The sequence below is a fragment of the Stenotrophomonas sp. NPDC047960 genome (genome assembly GCF_043204395.1).
Lineage (GTDB): Bacteria > Pseudomonadota > Gammaproteobacteria > Xanthomonadales > Xanthomonadaceae > Stenotrophomonas.
Genome location: NZ_JBIDBX010000006.1, coordinates 372,244 through 388,368 on the forward strand (window position 1 = coordinate 372,244; position 16,125 = coordinate 388,368).

Here is a 16,125-nt window from a genome sequence, read left to right on the forward strand (position 1 = left end):
GTACCCCCGCAGGCGGGCCCACCTCAGCCAGGCATCACGTAGTGATGCCGTATTCCTTCAACTTCTTGCGCAGGGTAGCGCGGTGGATGCCCAGCATCGACGCCGCGCGGCTCTGGTTGCCTTCGCAGTGGTTGAGCACTTCCACGAACAGCGGGATTTCCATTTCACGCAGGACGATCTCGTACACGTCATCCGCATCGCAGCCGTCCAGGTCGCGCAGGTAACGCCGGACCGACTGGGCCACGTGTTCGCGCAGCGGTGGCTTGGGCGCGCCACGACTAGTGTCAGGACGAGAAAGGACAGCGTTCAAGAAGGATCCCGGTGCGAAGCCAGGGCGGACCACAACCCTGGCGGAAAATTTGGAGGGGGTCAGTCTAGCGCGTGCGTGGCCGGGCCGCCACGCTCGTGGGCAGGACGCCGGGTTACAGGAACTCGAAGGTGAATGCGACGGTGGACGCGGCAGGTTCGCGGACCCGGAATGCTATCTGCGCGCTCTGGCCCGGTTCCAGTACCGCAGCGGCATCAACCGTAGGGTCCAGGTAGTCGCGAGGTGCGAACACGCGGGTACCGATCACGCGGCCATCGGCGTCGGACAGCGACAGCCGCAGCGATGGCCAGGCTTGCGCCCAGCGGGCATCGTTGCGGAAGCTGGCCTGTACCTGCAGCGCGCCGGGCTGACCGGGTACCGGCCGCACATCGCGGCTGATCATGCTGAAGGCGGCCGGCTCCCGCCAGGCCGGCAGGCTGCAGCGCAGCACGCTGCACAGGCCGCTGATCCATGGCCGGCTGCCGGCATCGGCGGCCAGGCGCGCGCGGTCGGCAAGGGCGATCTGCAAGGACAACAGCACCACAAGCCCGGTCACCAGGCCCCATTGCCAGCGCGGCGCAGGCGCTGCCGCCTGCGGCGTGCGCATGAAGCTGGGCGCTGACGTCGCCGACAGCGGGGCCGCGTTCCTGCTGGCGAGCCGCCGGAAGGCTTCATCGTCGTCGGCCACCACGGCTGCGTCATCATTGCCGACCGCCGTGCGATCGTGCGGGATGTCCGCGTCGGCCCGGCCGGTGTCCCGCGCTTCCTCGCCAGCGTGCTCGTCCGGCACCGTGTCGTCCGGCGCTGCTACCGGCGGTGGGTCGACCGCAGGCGGGGCATCGGTGGATGCACGCAGAAACGTCGCCAGCGGGCGGCGAGGGGGCGGGGTGGGCTCGGTCATCGCGTCAGGGCCGGGCGGAGGTGGTTCATTCAAGCACGGCGCACGCCGGTGATGCGCATCCAGTCGTCGTCACGCGCAACTTCAAGCTGCTCGAACCACGGTGCGTAACGCACCAGCAGTTCGTCTTCCTGCCCATGCAGGATGCCCGACAGCGCAATCCGGCCCCCCGGCGCCACGCGCGCGGCCAGCAGCTCGGCCAGCGCATCCAGCGCCGAAGCCAGGATGTTGGCCACTACCACCGGGTAGGTGGCCTGCGGTTCGTCGGCTGGCAGGTACACCTGCATGCGCTCCTGCAGCGCGTTGCGCTCGGCGTTGTCGCCCGTGGCGAGTACCGCCTGCGGGTCGTTGTCCACGCCCACTGCCTTGGCCGCGCCAAGCTTGAGCGCGGCCAGTGCCAGGATGCCCGAGCCGCAGCCGAAATCCAGCACGGTCTGCCCGGCCAGCGCGCCTTCGGCGGCCAGGGCGTCCAGCCAGCGCAGGCACAGCGCGGTGGTGGGGTGGGTGCCCGAACCGAACGCCAGGCCCGGGTCCAGCCGTACGATGGCGGCATCGGCGGCCTGTGCGGCCTCGGGCAGCTCATGGTTCCACGGCACGATCCAGGTGCGGTCGCCGAACGCCATCGGCTGGAACTGGTCGAGCCAGGCGCGCTCCCAATCTTCGTCCTCCACCGCGCGGAAACTGGCATTGCTCCATTCAAGGCCCGGGTCGAACGCCTCGAGCGCCGCCAGCAGTGCCAGCGCATTGGTGTCGGCCGGGAACAGGGCGCTGAGCACCAGATCGTTCCACAGCGGGGTTTCGCCCACGCCCGGTTCCAGGATGGCGCGCTCGTTGCTGGTGTCGGCATCGGCGTCGAGCAGGGTCACCGCCAGCGCGCCCACGTCGTCCAGCGCATTTTCATAGCGCGGCTGGGTGGCTTCGGTGCAGCGAAGGGTGAGTTCCAGGAACGGCATGGGCGGTAGGGACCTGCGGAAAACGGTGAATGCTAGACCATTGAGGGGGCTCGCGGTGACGCCCGTCTCATAAGTCGGTGAGAAGCGACGCGACGGGGCGTTCAGACAACAGGTTACGCCATTGCTAAACTCCGCATCCTGCTGTCTGTCTCCTTCGAACTGGTCCCGCCATGGCCCTCGCGCCCACGCTCAAAACCTGGCTGCTGGTGGTGCCGGCCTTGGCGTTGCTGGGGATGGTGGGTTACCGCGCGGGTGGCCGCGCGCTGCAGGCCGACCATGGATCGGCTGCGGTCAGCGAACTGCAGGTAGGTGCAACATCGGCCGCGCCGCTTCAGGCCCAGCAGTTGGCGCGCCGGTTGCTGGCCAGCGAGCGCAGCACGGCGGTGCCGTCGGGATTGCCGCTGGACATCCGCGCCGATATCGAAGGGGACACCGACCTGTTTGCCTACGCGCAGCGCCTCCGCCTGCAGGCCGCCAACGGCAATGCCGAGGCAGGCTGGATGGTCAGCCGCGTGTACGACTACTGCGCCATCTATGCGATGGACCCGGGCGGCTACCAGCTCGACAACAACGTGCTCACCGGGCTGGGCATGAACGCATCCTCACCGATGGTGCAGGCGCGCGAGCGCGTTGCACGCCGCTGCGCGGGTTTTGTCTCCAGCGACGGCCTGGGTCGTTCGTTGATTCTCACCCAACGCGTGCTGGCCGCACGCGCGGGCAACCTGGCGGCTGAAGCGGCGTTGTTCGCCGATGGCCAGCCGCTCCAGGACAGTCCCGAGTACCGCCGTGACCTCGTGGAGCGGGTGATGGACTCGCGTGATCCGGAAGCCTACATGGCCATTTCCACCGCGATGGGCCAACGCGCCAGCGGTGATGGCGCGCTGCAGGGCCTGGTAGCCGGCGATCAGTTCAGCGAACTGGCGTGGCGCCTGGCGGCGTGCGAGCTGGGCATGGCCTGTGGGCCGGACAGCGTGCTGATGAACAATTTCTGCGCGAACGGAGGGATCTGTTCGCAGGACGGTGGGCAGGACTTCGCCACTTTCGTGTATGACGCTGCGGTTTCGCGGCAAGGTGCGGGGAAAATGAAAACGTTGGTTGAGCAGTTGATCAAGCGGAGTAACCGGTCATGAATTACCGTCGATTCCTGCATGGCGCCAAGTTCTGGTTCTGGGTGGCGTTGTTCGTGGCTTACTCGGCCGGTGCCGTGGGTCTGGTCATGATCGACACCTACGATGACCGCTACCGGAAGTTGTCGAAGGTGACGCTGACCTCGGTGAAGACACAGGAAGACGTGCGCCGCGCCGGTGCCAGCCAGGTCGCCGCGGTGTACCGCGCGCAGAGCGGCATGCCGTTCGCCTCGTTGCCGGCGGGCAGCACCTTCCAGGTGGTCTGGCCGGACGGCTCGACCGAAACCATGGTGATCGTCGACCCGACGTCGTCGCTGGGCGTGGCACCGGTCAAGGACACCCAGATCACGGCGGCCGACGCCCGCCGTTGATGCAGGCGCCTGGCACCCCGGCGCCGGGGATGCCGCATCTGGTGATGCTGCCGGGGCTGGGCCCGCGCACAGGTCGCTGCTGACTACCACGATGCGCCACGCCTATCGCAGGCGGGTTTTCATTAGGCATCTTCGCTTGGACAGCGCGGGGCTGTTCCGATTTCATCGGGCACGCCTTTCCAGCGAGTTGCCCATGCCCACTACCGCCGAAGCGCATCGGCACGCCGCCGGTCGCTTCCACGCCCGTACCACCCCTGTCGCCGCTCCGTTGCCGCACCCGGTGGACCCCGTCGCCATCCGCCGTGTTGAAACGCCCATGCAGGCGCTGGCGGCGGTGCTGACGGTGACCAATGCCGCAGGGTTGCCCCTGAGCACCGCGCGGCCGCTGCCCGCGCGCCCGCCCGACTGCATTCCGGTGGCTGTCTCGCCGACCCTGCCGGGCGTGCTGCACGGCGTGGCCGGTTTGCTGCGCAGCCCGGTAACCGAGCTGTTCAGTGATACGCGCACTGCCTGGCTGCGCCATGAAGGGGTCCGTTGCGCGCCGCCACTGGGCACCGGCACCCGGGCGCTGCTGCAGGTAGCGGATGCGATTTCCACCGTTGCCGAAGCCGCCGTACTGGGCGGGCGGAGCGTGCTTGGCATGCAGGAAGCGGCGGTCGTACTCGATGCAGGCGCCGACGTGCTCGAACATCGCCCACTCGGTCGAAACGAACTGACCAACGCAGTGATGGCGCTGGGCGGCCTGCATGAATTCGAACCCGGCGCACGCGGAGGACCGGACACTGAGGAGCTCTTGCCCGCCGCCCCGTCATCGCGTGGCTCCGGCGAGAATGAAGCGCCACCGGCGCTGCCGCGGCGGACCGGCATGACGATCCGACAGACCACCGCCGAGCTGCACCACGGTCGTATCCAGGTGCGGTTTGAGGGGGCTGAACACGACCTCACCATCAGTGAGGGCCGGATGCAGGTGCTCACCGACCGTGGCGCCGTCGATGTGATGTTCGATACCGGCGATTGGCAGTGGAAACGCGCACCGACCGCACGGCCGGCAGCGTCCGGGGCGAGTCGCCCGGGCAGCTCCATCCCGTTGTTCGATCACGTGGCCGGGCATGTGCATCAGCAGGCGGCGATGGAACATGCCCGGCTGCGCCTGGACCTGCTGGGGCCCGACGGCATCCTGTACTACACCGATCCGGCGACGGAGCTGGCGGGCAACGCCGTATGCGTGGATGGGCGCTATTACGCCGCCACGCTGACCGAGGGCCTGGGCCTGCGCATCGGTGCGCTGGAACTGGTCAAGCGCGACGGTGTGTACCAGCTGCGCGAGCAGGCCCCCCGACCCGTCCGCACACTGCGCTGCCGCCGCGCACCGGGCGACGCCTGCGCCGCGCTGCCGCCGGAGTTCTCGCCGGAGCTGTCCCGTCGACTGGAGGCCCATCATGGGCAGGCGCTGGGCGAGCACCAGGCGCGTCTCCGGGGAATTGTGCCCGACGCGGGGCGGCCGGGCTGGTATATGAGCCGCCGGGGCAACCGCCTGCGCCACTACCTGCGGTTCAACGAACGCTACTTCCGCGTGCGCCTGCGTCAGGTGGACGAGCACACCCAGCGCATTTCGGTGTATCTCCCGCGCGGGCGGGGTGCCGGTCGCCTGCCTCACCGGGCCCAACCGGCGCATCGCATTGCCGACATCCGCCAGGCAATCCCCGCACAGGAGCATCGCTTCATGACCCAGGCCGAGTTCAATGTGGAATATCGCGGCATGCCCAGCCTGGAAGCGGCGCAGGTGTACGAAAGCGCCGTGGCGCAGAACGGGCAGCTGCGGTTGAGTCAGCTGCAGCGTGCCGCCATCCACAGCTATCTCACCTGGCGCCGCCGTTCCATGGACGATTACCTGCAGTACGGGAGCCTGCAGCCGGTGTTCCGGGATTCGGAGCAGGTTGTGGCGCGCATCAACCGCGGCTTGGCGCGTATTCCGCCGCATGCTGGCCGGGTGTACAGCGCGCTGGCGCTGGATGCAGCGCAGTTCGCCGGGTTGCAGGAAGGCCAGACGCTTTACACCCGTACCTTCCTGGTGGCCAGCGGTGACCGTGGACGCGCCGTCCATGCCGCCGCAGCAGCCAGCAGCAATAACATCCAGGGGGCCACTACCCTGGTAAGCCTGCTGATGCACCAGCATGCCCACCCCACCGGTCTGATCTCGCTACAGGATGAAGCGCAGGTCATGATCGGCAACAACGTGCTGTTCAAGGTCACCGCCAAGGCAGCTGGCGAGCTGCACCTGGAAGAGCTGGGCGCCGCACGGCAGGCCATGGGAACACTTGGCGCGCAGCCGCTGCTGGCCAACCCGCTGCGCGATTGAACAACGCGTTGCCGGCTGGCGCCGCCCGTTGGTTGGCCGAAAGCGGTATCACCCACCCACAACGAGCCGCGCAGAGCGCCGGAAAGCAGAAAGGCGGGCAATGCCCGCCTCCCCGTTCAACCCGCCACCGAACAGATCAGGTCAATGCGATCGACTTGTTCTTGCGCTCGGCCAAGCGCTTTTCCAGGTAGTGGATGTTCTGCCCACCGGCCTGGAAGCCCTTGTCGCGCATGATCCGCTGCTGCAGTGCCACGTTGGTCTTGATCCCGTCCACCACCATCTCGCTCAGCGCCACCCGCATGCGCGCGATGGCGGTTTCACGATCCGGTCCGTGCACGATCAGCTTGCCGATCATCGAGTCGTAGTTCGACGGCACCCGGTAGCCGGAATAAATGTGCGTATCCACGCGCACGCCCGGACCGCCCGGGGGGTGGAACGCGGTGATCTGACCCGGGCTCGGCACGAAGGTTTCGGCATCTTCGGCGTTGATGCGGCACTCGATCGCATGGCCGGTGAGCACCACATCGCTTTGCTTGATGCTGAGCTTGTGGCCGGCGGCGATCTTCAGCTGCTCCACCACCAGGTCGATACCGGTCACCATTTCGGTGACCGGGTGCTCCACCTGGATGCGGGTGTTCATTTCGATGAAATAGAAGCGGCCGTCTTCGTACAGGAACTCGAAGGTGCCCGCACCGCGATACCCGATCCGCACGCACGCCTCGGTGCAGACCCTGCCGATTTCTTCGCGCTGTTCGGCGCTGATGCCCGGTGCCGGCGCTTCCTCCACTACCTTCTGGTGGCGGCGCTGCATGGAGCAGTCACGCTCGCCCAGGTGGATGGCGTTGCCCTGGCCATCGGCCAGCACCTGGATTTCCACGTGGCGCGGATTCTCCAGGAACTTCTCCATGTAGACCTCACCATTGCCGAACGCGGCCTTGGCCTCGCTCTTGGTGGTTTCAATGGAGGTCTTCAGCGACGCCTCGGCATGCACCACGCGCATGCCGCGCCCGCCGCCGCCGCCGGCCGCCTTGATGATGACCGGATAGCCGATCTCACGCGCGATCTTGGTGTTGGCCACGATGTCCTCGCCCAGCGGCCCGCCCGAACCGGGCACGCACGGCACGCCGGCGGCCTTCATCGCGCGGATCGCTTCCACCTTGTCACCCATCATGCGGATGGTGTCGGCCTTGGGGCCGATGAAGATGAAGCCGGACTCCTCCACGCGCTCGGCAAAATCGGCATTTTCCGAAAGGAAGCCGTAACCCGGGTGGATGGCCTGGGCATCGGTGACTTCCGCCGCCGCGATCAGCGCCGGAATATTGAGGTAACTTTGCGGCGACGGCGCCGGACCAATGCAGACCGACTCGTCGGCCATGGCCACGTGCTTGAGGTTGCGGTCGACCGTGGAATGCACGGCCACCGTGCGGATGCCCAGGGTGTGGCACGCGCGCAGGATGCGCAGCGCGATCTCCCCTCGGTTGGCGATAACGACTTTGTCGAGCATGGACGGATCCTTAGCCGATCACGAACAGCGGCTGGTCAAATTCGACCGGAAGGCCGTTTTCGGCCAGGATGGCCACGATGGTGCCGGACGCATCGGCTTCGATCGGGTTGAACATCTTCATCGCTTCGATGATCGCCAGCGTTTCGCCGGCCTTGACCTGCTGGCCGATGCTGACGAAGGCCGGCTTGTCCGGCGCGGACGAGGTGTAGAACGTGCCGACCATCGGCGAGCGCAGCACGTGGCCTTCAGGCAGCGAAGCAGCCGGCTTGGCGGTACCGCCGGTGGAGGCTTCGGTCGGCGACTGCATCGGCATCGCCTGCGCGACCGGCTGGGCCGGTGCCGGAGCCATCATCATCTGCGGCTGGGCCTGCACCATGCCGTAGCCCGACACCGGGGCGCGCGACAGGCGGACGGATTCTTCGCCTTCCTTGATTTCGATTTCGGCCAGGTTCGACTCTTCCAACAGGTCGATCAGTTTCTTGATTTTGCGGAGATCCATAGGGGCCTCTGGTGTTTGATGTCAGTGTGGTGGGAAGCGCGGAGCGCTCGGGTCAATGGGGTGTCAGGTGGCGGCCAGCCGCACCAGCGCCGCGTCCATCGCGTAGCGGTAGCTGTCGGCGCCAAAGCCGCAGATCACGCCGACCGCCTTGTCGCTGAAGTAGCTGTGCTGGCGGAACGGTTCGCGGGCATGCGGGTTGGACAGGTGGATTTCGATGAACGGCACGTCCACCGCCGCCAGCGCATCGCGCAGGGCGACCGAGGTGTGGGTGAACGCGGCCGGGTTGATCAGGATGAAGGTGGTACCGTCGGTACGGGCAGCCTGCACCCGGTCCACCAGCACGTGCTCGGCGTTGGACTGCAGGCTTTCCACCACGTGCCCGGCGCCCTGCGCCTGGGCCAGCAGGGCCTGGTCGATCTGCGCCAGCGTGGTGTGCCCATATACGCCCGGCTCGCGCGTACCGAGCAGGTTGAGGTTGGGGCCATGCAGGACCAGCAGTTTCGCCATGAGAGCCAAGCAACAGGAAAGGGCGGAGTCTGGCGGAACCGGTGGATCGTGTCCAGTTCGGCGAAGTTACGGTTGTTTCAATCGATCGTTTGAATGTGCGGCGTACCGCTTGGGACGCATGGGATGGCGCATCTTGTGCGGCTCAGCATAGTTGGTGAGAATTCCCACCAACTATGACGCGCGCTCACCATAGTTAGTGGTGATAGGCCCGCCAGTGGCCGAAAGCGCACGTGCCGGCCCCAGAGAACGTTACCAGTGATGCTAGCGTACGCTCTTGACCCGAGGCGGACATTCGGCAATATCCCGGGCCATAAGCTGCCTCTTCGTGACCGTGAGGCGGCGCTATCCGAAACTCAGGCCAGATTTACCCCAAACGCGCAGCCGGATCGCCCCGGCCTGTACGTGGCGCAGCGGTGCCGGAACTTCTAGGACACGGTGCCAATGCTGTTCCGAGATGCCAAGCACATTGAGGTCGTGGATACGACCGGCCCGGACCGCGGGGCCGACGCCATCCGCTACGGGTGCTTGCGGCAGCAGCTGGTGGCTGAGGTGAAGCTGGTGCGGCATCGCTGCTAGGGGGCGAAGGACTCCCATTGCTTCCTGCCGGGCGCACCCCCATGCTGATTTGGCAGCAGGGGGGCGCCGAGTAACTAGGCTGTCTCAGCAAATGAGATAGCGGACTGGCCAACTTGCTGAGTCAATGTCATGAACACAAGGAGGCTACCGTGGCGAGTAAGTTTCTCGGGGTGGATGGGGAATACCATACGGAAGGATCGTTCTTGGGCGTGGATGGTAGGTACCACCCTAAGGGTTCCTTTCTCGGCACTGATGGCAAGTACCATCCTGGCGGATCGTTTCTAGGCGCTGACGGCAAGTACCACCGCAAAGGTGAGTTCATCGGTGCTGACGGCAAGTACCACCCAAAGGGGCAGTTCATTGGGCAGGACGGCAAATACCATCCCGCTGGATCATTCGCTGGTCGAGATGGCGGATATCACGAGCAAGGGGCCTTCCTCGGCCAAGATGGGAAGTACCACCCCAAGGGCTGCTTCTTGGGCTCCGACGGTAAGTATCACTTTGCCGGCTCTTTCCTCGGAACGGACGGCAAGTACCACTCGCCAGGGTCCTTTCTCGGCACAGACGGCAAGTATCACCCCAAAGGCTCGTTCCTTGGGGTTCATGGGCGCTATGAAGAGCCGGAAGGGTTGGCCCAGCAAGAACGTCGCAACCAAAACGGCGTGGACTGCTAGTGGCTGGCGCGGCAAAGCTCCTACTCACGCTGCCGGAGTATCGGCGGATCTATGAAGTCATCTACTCGGTGCTTGAAGGTCGGGCCAATACGCCTTTTGCGTGCATGTTTTTTGCCGCCGCCGGGGCACTGATCCTCAACAAACACTACAGGATTGCTGCTCGCGCAGTAGCTGGCGCATTCCTGCTGTGCACTGACCCTGCACCTTCGGTCATCAGCATTGCCAAGAACGACGATGGCGTGGTCACATCTGATCGGAATGGGTTCCATATGTGGGTCCAGACCAAAACACACGTAATTGACTTCATGTCGCCGATCTTCAACGAGGCAGTAAAGGGTAAGGGGTATCCCGGCACTGTGCCGCGCAGGATGTTTCAGCGCCCATTGTCTGCGGAAGTGGAATCCATCGAGCAGCTGCGCACGCCCGGCGACTACTTCACGATACCCGACATTGAGCTGACCTCTGAACTCATCGATTTGCTCTGTGATCGACCTGCGAACGTGGATCTTCTGAACGCAGTTGAGCGTTGGTTCAAGAAGCATCCAAAAAAGCTGGATGAACTTAGCCTGCTAAACGACCTTGGCGAGATCTACAAGCTGACTCTGCGTGCTCCTGCTATCTCAGGGGCTTGGTAACGAGTAATGAACGTCCACGACGCGCTGCGAAATCCCAGCTTGTCCGGCAAGCTGATGCTTGCCCTTCAGCGCGCAATCTCAGGTCAGTTCACCATTTCTGACTGGGAAGAGTTCGGATACGAAACTGGTGAACATGAATACATCACCAGTCATGAACGTTTGCGCAGAAGCCTCTACTTTGGGGACGACGACTACGGAGCTTGCGTATTTCAGGCGCTCCGATACTTCGCCAATAGCAACCCCTCCGCGATCGCGACGTTGCTGAAGCGAAAGGATATTCGTCGCGCTTTGGAGAATGAGTCACCGGAGTTGCTGCATGAGCTTGGGCTGATCGAAACCCACGTACCCTCGCTGCCGGCCGGAAGCATCAGTGCTTCCCAAGTTGTTGAGCGGGCGCTCGGTGACGCTGATCACCTTCTACTGAAGAGCGGTCCTGTCAGCTGTATTGACCGTCTTCACACTGCGCTTCACGGGTACCTGAAGGACGTGTGCCTTCGCGCAGGACTGATATTTGATGACCAAACATCGCTTACTCAGCTATTTAAGCTGCTGCGCGCCAGTCACCCCAAGCTCCAGCATCTCGGGAGCCAGGATAAGGATGTTGTGCGAGTGCTGAACTCGTTCTCCAGCGTAGTCGATACGCTCAACACTATCCGGAATCACGCCTCGGTCGCTCACCCCAATGACAAATTGTTGGATGACGCGGAAGCGATGCTGATGGTGAACGCCACCGGGACCTTGTTTCACTACCTCAACGTGAAGGTCTAACGCGAAGCGATCCGCACTAGGAGTTACCGCAGTACAAGTGCGAAGAGCCGCTATTGGCCGTAGGGCGTCATACCACTCGAAGCGGACGTTCACCTGCGGGTTGAGGTACTCTGGAACCCGGTTTTCTTCCCCTGATCTAGTCTCGGATCAGGAACTGGGCGATCTCTTCCTTGGAGGCAATCGGCTCGATTGACCCGATGGCCTCACGTAGTTCGGCTAGCTGTGGATCGTCAGGTTGCGCGCTGATAAAGAACTCATGCGAAACGGCGGCGCTCAGTCGGTTGAGTTCCGATACGCCTATGGATCGGACAGCGGACGGGGTGCGCGCGACCACGCAACGTGTGGGGGAAATCGGGAGGAACACGATCTCCATGTCGACTACCTTGTAGATGCTGCCCAGAGCCAGCCTTGGCTTGCTATCCGAAAATAGACCGACCGTGCCGCAGTCGCCTAGGATGAAGTGTTCGCCGTCGGGCGCATCCCACACCTCAAACACCATCTCTGCTGCCAGTCGCTTGGCGCGCTCTGGCATGTTAGGCCCCTTTGCCAGTGCTTTCAAAAATCCACTATCGCCAATCTCGGACGCTTTTTCCATCAGGCGTTCCAACGCGAACGCAACCCAGGCATGAGCTTGGGCAAGTAGGCGGCCTTCGTTTTCCTGGACGAGGATCTTCCACTTCGGCAGCATGAGCGTGTACATCTTGGCCTGCTGTTCGCGGCTGTGGTGGCCCATCTGGTCACGGATCTGCTTATAGATGAGATCCTTGCGCTTCTTCGGGTCGTGCAGGCTTTCATGGAGGTTCTGTTGCAGCAGTCGTCCATCCAGCATGTAGGTCCGGCCGGCTTCCATTAGGGGTGCAACAAGGTCGGATAGAGCTTTCCGCATGGCCTTAGTGCGGAACGAGAGTGCAGCGATAAGTGAAGCGATGTCTTCGGCTGGCACCTCCTGTCCATCATTGAGCTTGTTGACCGTCTGCGCGAGATGTTGCTCCCCTTTTGTGATTTCGTCGTCCAGGGTCGTGTCTTCGGGACTACCATAGAAGTCCCGCTCCAATCCTAGGTTCATGACGTTGGAGGGATAGGCGCCACGCGCACTGTGATGGGCATAGACATAGAACTCTTTGCCATTTTGCCGGTGGGCGAAGGGTCGTTGGAGGAACCGGGGTAAGTAGTGGTGTCGGCGGCCGGACATGGAAGTGCCAATGTGATCCTTTCGACAGAATTCCATCCTATCGGCTCAAGTGGTGAGACTAGGGGCGTGTCCCATACCAGTCTGGAAGGGTAGTTCGATGTCATCTGGACCACCCAGCCTTTCCTAGACCACGAAGGGCCACAATTGGCCGCAGGGCGTCATGCGACCCAAAGCGGACATTTTCCCTTCTACCGACGCGAGCTTGCGGTGGTCGCCAAGGCTACCACTGGATCCAGCTATACGCGGGCTTGTTAGCCGGACCCAGCCACCCTAAGATCGAGGCGTACGAAGGGGAACTCGTTTCGCGAATCGACTTAGTTCCGGAGTTATACGTGATAGGAAGATTTTTATGCTCCTAACCATCCTTTCAGTTGTCTGTGGTCTGGCCTCGGCTGCTGCTTGGTTTTATGCAAGCCGCGTAAAGGTGACTAGAGAACAAGCTTTGGAGCAGCGGCGTAAGGCTGCTGCCAAGAGCGGGAATGAGCCATATCTCGGCGGCATAACCTTCGACGGGGCTGAGGTGAGAGAAACTCTAGCGGCGCAGTCCAAATGGAATTCAGTTGGCGCGGTGTTAGCTGCAATCGCGGTTGCGTCGCAATCTTTGGCGCAAGTACTCGCTCATGTATAGCAGTTCATTCAACCCGAACCCGCTGCGCGGGTCGGCTTAATTCAGGCGTTGTAGAGGTCCGTTTTTGGCCGCAGGGCGTCATGCGACCCGTAGCGGACATCTGCGCTTCCGCCGGCCCGAGCTTGCAGTGATCGCCGGGGCTACCTCGCTGGGTTTGGTTTCCCGCTGGCTTGTTAGCCGGACCCAGCCGCCCTAAGATCAAGCTGTATCAAGGAGGCAGCCCGCAATACGGTGCTTTGTGGGTAATTCGTATAACCGGCCCCTGGGTCCTTCTATTAGGTGGTTAGAGCTCACACATGGCTTTTATCGAGATTGGATACAAAGGTGGCCCTCTTACGATCCATAAAGCGATCACGAAGCCTCATTTCGGTGAAAAGACTGTTCTGGTAACGGATACGTGGGACTACGTCGATCTATGGCTTCGCCGGTCAAAACAAGACAAGGCTCGATTCTTTTGGCAGCAGGCGCACTCATTCTATGACGCAACACGTGTCCTGCCCAAAGTCGCATCACCGCTTCCCGCTTACTACTGTTTCTTGAATGCCACTAAGGCGCTTCTGATCGCTAAGGGCATAAATTTCAGTGACCAACATGGTGTGAGCGGCTATACGAAAGCGGGGCGGGCATCACTCTCAAACGAGATCGTAAAATTTCAAAGTGGCGGCATTCTCGCTGCGCTATGCACGCACTTAGGTGAGCCTACGGCGGGCGCCATGCACTCAATAGCAGATTTAATCTACAACTTACCGTACGTACACCGGGCCTACGATCTAACCTTCGAAAGCTCCAAGGAGCTATTCATTCCAATTTCTTCACCTCGAATAGTGAAGTCGAGCAAAAGCCATGAGGCATGGTTTGTTGCTGAGCTTCAAGGTAAATATGCGACGCAGAAGACAGTTGCAAAGCTCCCTGCTGGTTACGAGCAAGAGCTAGGCGATCCCAATAGATTTATGATCCGGCGAAAGGCGAGATTTAACTGGGTTGGAAGCAATCGAGAAGACAGCATTGCTAGGTACTGCACGTATCACCGGAAGCTTAGATCACAACTGCATTACATATGCGGATCGCAGCGGCTTTGGTACATCAAGCGAGGCGGAAATATCACGTCACTGATTTCGAGATCACCTCTCACGCTTGCATTTGCAGCAATGCATAAGTTGAGTGAGCTCTCGCGATACACACCAGACCTGCTAGCCCGCCACTTTGAATGTCAGCACAACTGGCTTCTTTCCGAGTTCATTGAATCATCGCCGGATCAGTTTCTCGATGAGATCTCGTCCGAGATGACAGGGAGAGAGTTCATGCCCCCTGGCCGGTCATCCAGAAGGTGAGCTCCAACACTTCATTCAAGCCGACGCCGCTTCGCGGCGCGGCTTAATTCCGGCGTTGAACGTCCGCTACTGGCCGTACGCGGCCATTACCCAGTGCGATCACAGCGCCGAGCTTAACTCGGCGCTCTGATAGGGGCGGCCGGCCGAGTGCCGCGGATCACCTCTCTGCTACGGCTGAATGTTAAAAAATATACAAATGACTGCTCGGCTCTAAAAGATGGTTTTCGTTATTTTCTTGACTCCAGCAACGAGATCACCGACTTGTTCCGGCGTAGGCTCTACCACCTTGCTGTGGTCGCACAGATTTCTGATGTCCCCCAGATGTTGAATGAATCGCCATTGCGGAACATCAATTACGCCGGCACCCTTAAGTAGCTCATTGAGGTCAGATATTCCCGGGTTCTTCTTTGTCACTTTGATCGCATGATTCGAGCAAACTTGGGCCAGGTGACGCTCAAGCACTACACCCGCCATGGCTCCCGCAGCGCGAGAGAATTTTTGCTTTAGCAACTCTGCTGCTGCATCTAGCTCAGAGTCGAACAGGTCCGCTTGGACAAGTTGACGTATATCAAAGAGCGTGCTCTCAAATCTAGATCTCACAGACTTCAGGATTGCTAGTTGCTGTTCAAAGTGAGGAATTGCCCCTTCGGTTCCAACAAGCTTTTCATATCCCCGAGTGATTCTGAGGCCCTGAAGCGCATCCTCAATCCGATAGTTTTCAAAGCTAATCTCCTTCCGCACTTTTGGCTTTTCATAGTGCCGTACGAAGTCAGCGAGACGGTCTGGGAGTAACTGCTTGATTAGGCTCAGAGCCTCCGAGTACCACGCCTGATACGCAAGTTTGAAATTTGGGACAGCCTTTATGAACTCCGCAGCTCCTTCCCCGAGCTGCTTTTTGACCTCCTTATCGAACTCGTCACCATGTGCGTATCGCTGAATCGCATATGTGAGCTTATCCCCAGTTGCGATCAACGCGTCCAAGTCCTTCTTGTACTGCTCCAAATTCGAGATCATGCTCCCTCCAACTCAGGTGAAGATCCGGTCCGATTTGTTTCGCACACGGCATCATCGAGACTTGCCAGTTACTCGGTGAGCGCATTCTTCCAATGACTCTTTGGCTTTAGTGCTGCAGAAGCTCTTTGGACCGGCCAGGATTTCGTAGACATCTCAGAGCCATAATCAATGAAAGCGAGAGAGGTGTCTATGGCAAGCAAGCAGTACACCGATGAGTTCAAGGCCGAGGCGGTCAAGCAGGTTACCGAAAGAGGCTTTGCTGTAGCCGAGGTTGCCAAGCGGCTGGGGGTCTCATCCCACAGCCTTTACCAATGGCTCCGCAAGGCCAAGCGCGAGGCCTTGGCGGGCACGCCAGAGGGGTCGATGTTGCCGACGCCCAGGGACTCAGCCGAGGTGCGTCAGTTGAAGGCCGAGGTGAAACGCCTGACTGAAGAGCGCGACATCCTAAAAAAAGCCGCGGCGTACTTCGCCAAGGGGTGATGGCGAAGTACGCTTTCATGCGTGAGCACTTGGGCGAGTTCAGGCTGACGGCAATGTCTCGAGTGCTTGGGGTTAACCGCAGTGGCTACTATGCATGGGCGGGCAATTCGGGCAGGCCGCGTCGTCGTGAGGATGATCGTCTGCGCGGTCTTATCAAGCACGCCTGGCTGGCAAGTGGAACGTTGTACGGCTACCGCAAGATCACCCGGGAACTTCGTGAGGCCGGTGAACGTTGCAGCCGCCATCGTGTTCGACGTCTGATGAAGGCAGAGGGAATAAGGGCAGAAATTGGCTACGGCACC

The 16,125-nt window shown here is 61.7% G+C and carries 15 protein-coding genes and 1 pseudogene; 8 read left to right on the forward strand and 8 right to left on the reverse strand.

All coding sequences use genetic code 11. From position 1 onward, the window contains the following. Positions 1-34 precede the first annotated feature (34 nt). From fis to prmA, 3 genes are all read right to left on the reverse strand, one after another. The gene (gene fis / locus ACGFZ3_RS15195; RefSeq protein ID WP_392922859.1) at positions 35-310 is read right to left on the reverse strand and encodes a DNA-binding transcriptional regulator Fis; all 276 of its coding nucleotides are present in this window, start codon (positions 308-310) and stop codon (positions 35-37) included. 112 nt (positions 311-422) lie between these two features. Further along, entirely contained in the window at positions 423-1,208 is a 786-nt protein-coding gene (locus ACGFZ3_RS15200; protein ID WP_392922862.1) for a DUF3426 domain-containing protein, read from the reverse strand. Positions 1,209-1,237: 29 nt separating this feature from the next. Then, positions 1,238-2,158 carry a 50S ribosomal protein L11 methyltransferase gene (gene prmA / locus ACGFZ3_RS15205; protein ID WP_392922864.1) on the reverse strand — a complete coding sequence of 307 codons (921 nt, stop codon included), beginning with the start codon at positions 2,156-2,158 and terminating at the stop codon, positions 1,238-1,240. A 170-nt stretch (positions 2,159-2,328) separates the two neighbouring features. Here prmA and ACGFZ3_RS15210 point away from each other — a divergent pair, with 170 nt between their 5' ends. The 3 genes from ACGFZ3_RS15210 (at position 2,329) to ACGFZ3_RS15220 (ending at position 6,015) form a co-directional block, all read left to right on the forward strand. Continuing rightward, positions 2,329-3,288 (forward strand): hypothetical protein, encoded by a 960-nt coding sequence (locus ACGFZ3_RS15210; RefSeq protein ID WP_392922866.1) that lies wholly within the window; start codon positions 2,329-2,331, stop codon positions 3,286-3,288. Beyond that, positions 3,285-3,656 (forward strand): hypothetical protein, encoded by a 372-nt coding sequence (locus tag ACGFZ3_RS15215; protein WP_392922869.1) that lies wholly within the window; start codon positions 3,285-3,287, stop codon positions 3,654-3,656. The genes ACGFZ3_RS15210 and ACGFZ3_RS15215 overlap by 4 nt, the downstream gene beginning before the upstream one ends. Positions 3,657-3,849: 193 nt before the next feature. After that, a complete protein-coding gene (locus ACGFZ3_RS15220) occupies positions 3,850-6,015 on the forward strand; it encodes a hypothetical protein (RefSeq protein ID WP_392922872.1) in 2,166 nt (721 codons plus the stop codon). Positions 6,016-6,151: 136 nt separating this feature from the next. On the opposite strand, the gene accC is transcribed toward ACGFZ3_RS15220, so the two are convergent. From accC to aroQ, 3 genes are all read right to left on the reverse strand, one after another. Further along, positions 6,152-7,519, reverse strand: a complete 1,368-nt coding sequence (accC, locus tag ACGFZ3_RS15225; protein ID WP_392922874.1) for an acetyl-CoA carboxylase biotin carboxylase subunit — start codon at positions 7,517-7,519, stop codon at positions 6,152-6,154. A gap of 10 nt (positions 7,520-7,529) precedes the next feature. Next, complete coding sequence (gene accB, locus ACGFZ3_RS15230) at positions 7,530-8,018, reverse strand: acetyl-CoA carboxylase biotin carboxyl carrier protein (RefSeq protein ID WP_392922877.1); 489 nt, start codon at positions 8,016-8,018, stop codon at positions 7,530-7,532. A 63-nt stretch (positions 8,019-8,081) separates the two neighbouring features. Beyond that, positions 8,082-8,525: a type II 3-dehydroquinate dehydratase gene (gene aroQ / locus ACGFZ3_RS15235; RefSeq protein WP_392922879.1), complete on the reverse strand. Its 444-nt coding sequence runs from the start codon at positions 8,523-8,525 to the stop codon at positions 8,082-8,084. A 725-nt stretch (positions 8,526-9,250) separates the two neighbouring features. Between aroQ and ACGFZ3_RS15240 the strand changes: the two genes are divergently transcribed. Genes ACGFZ3_RS15240 through ACGFZ3_RS15250 form a run of 3 tightly spaced genes read left to right on the forward strand, consistent with a single transcriptional unit; the run spans position 9,251 to position 11,178 of the window. Then, a complete protein-coding gene (locus ACGFZ3_RS15240) occupies positions 9,251-9,775 on the forward strand; it encodes a hypothetical protein (RefSeq protein WP_392922882.1) in 525 nt (174 codons plus the stop codon). After that, a complete protein-coding gene (locus ACGFZ3_RS15245) occupies positions 9,775-10,410 on the forward strand; it encodes a DUF2026 family protein (RefSeq protein ID WP_392922885.1) in 636 nt (211 codons plus the stop codon). The genes ACGFZ3_RS15240 and ACGFZ3_RS15245 overlap by 1 nt, the downstream gene beginning before the upstream one ends. Before the next feature lie 6 nt (positions 10,411-10,416). Then, positions 10,417-11,178: an abortive infection family protein gene (locus ACGFZ3_RS15250; protein ID WP_392922888.1), complete on the forward strand. Its 762-nt coding sequence runs from the start codon at positions 10,417-10,419 to the stop codon at positions 11,176-11,178. A 136-nt stretch (positions 11,179-11,314) separates the two neighbouring features. On the opposite strand, the gene ACGFZ3_RS15255 is transcribed toward ACGFZ3_RS15250, so the two are convergent. Then, positions 11,315-12,370 (reverse strand): DUF4238 domain-containing protein, encoded by a 1,056-nt coding sequence (locus ACGFZ3_RS15255; protein ID WP_392922891.1) that lies wholly within the window; start codon positions 12,368-12,370, stop codon positions 11,315-11,317. A gap of 924 nt (positions 12,371-13,294) precedes the next feature. Here ACGFZ3_RS15255 and ACGFZ3_RS15260 point away from each other — a divergent pair. Next, positions 13,295-14,329, forward strand: coding sequence for a YaaC family protein (locus ACGFZ3_RS15260; protein ID WP_392922894.1), 1,035 nt, complete (start codon positions 13,295-13,297; stop codon positions 14,327-14,329). A 210-nt stretch (positions 14,330-14,539) separates the two neighbouring features. On the opposite strand, the gene ACGFZ3_RS15265 is transcribed toward ACGFZ3_RS15260, so the two are convergent. Beyond that, entirely contained in the window at positions 14,540-15,343 is an 804-nt protein-coding gene (locus ACGFZ3_RS15265) for a hypothetical protein (protein ID WP_392922897.1), read from the reverse strand. A 189-nt stretch (positions 15,344-15,532) separates the two neighbouring features. Between ACGFZ3_RS15265 and ACGFZ3_RS15270 the strand changes: the two are divergent. Then, positions 15,533-16,125 (forward strand): annotated as a pseudogene (locus ACGFZ3_RS15270) (transposase); the annotation flags it as partial.

Coding starts and splice junctions, on each gene's coding strand:
- ACGFZ3_RS15200 (WP_392922862.1), bottom strand. CDS start 1,208: ATGACCGAGCCCACCCCGCCCCCTCGCCGCCCGCTGGCGACGTTTCTG.
- prmA (WP_392922864.1), bottom strand. CDS start 2,158: ATGCCGTTCCTGGAACTCACCCTTCGCTGCACCGAAGCCACCCAGCCG.
- ACGFZ3_RS15210 (WP_392922866.1), top strand. CDS start 2,329: ATGGCCCTCGCGCCCACGCTCAAAACCTGGCTGCTGGTGGTGCCGGCC.
- ACGFZ3_RS15215 (WP_392922869.1), top strand. CDS start 3,285: ATGAATTACCGTCGATTCCTGCATGGCGCCAAGTTCTGGTTCTGGGTG.
- ACGFZ3_RS15220 (WP_392922872.1), top strand. CDS start 3,850: ATGCCCACTACCGCCGAAGCGCATCGGCACGCCGCCGGTCGCTTCCAC.
- accC (WP_392922874.1), bottom strand. CDS start 7,519: ATGCTCGACAAAGTCGTTATCGCCAACCGAGGGGAGATCGCGCTGCGC.
- accB (WP_392922877.1), bottom strand. CDS start 8,018: ATGGATCTCCGCAAAATCAAGAAACTGATCGACCTGTTGGAAGAGTCG.
- aroQ (WP_392922879.1), bottom strand. CDS start 8,525: ATGGCGAAACTGCTGGTCCTGCATGGCCCCAACCTCAACCTGCTCGGT.
- ACGFZ3_RS15250 (WP_392922888.1), top strand. CDS start 10,417: ATGAACGTCCACGACGCGCTGCGAAATCCCAGCTTGTCCGGCAAGCTG.
- ACGFZ3_RS15255 (WP_392922891.1), bottom strand. CDS start 12,370: ATGTCCGGCCGCCGACACCACTACTTACCCCGGTTCCTCCAACGACCC.
- ACGFZ3_RS15260 (WP_392922894.1), top strand. CDS start 13,295: ATGGCTTTTATCGAGATTGGATACAAAGGTGGCCCTCTTACGATCCAT.
- ACGFZ3_RS15265 (WP_392922897.1), bottom strand. CDS start 15,343: ATGATCTCGAATTTGGAGCAGTACAAGAAGGACTTGGACGCGTTGATC.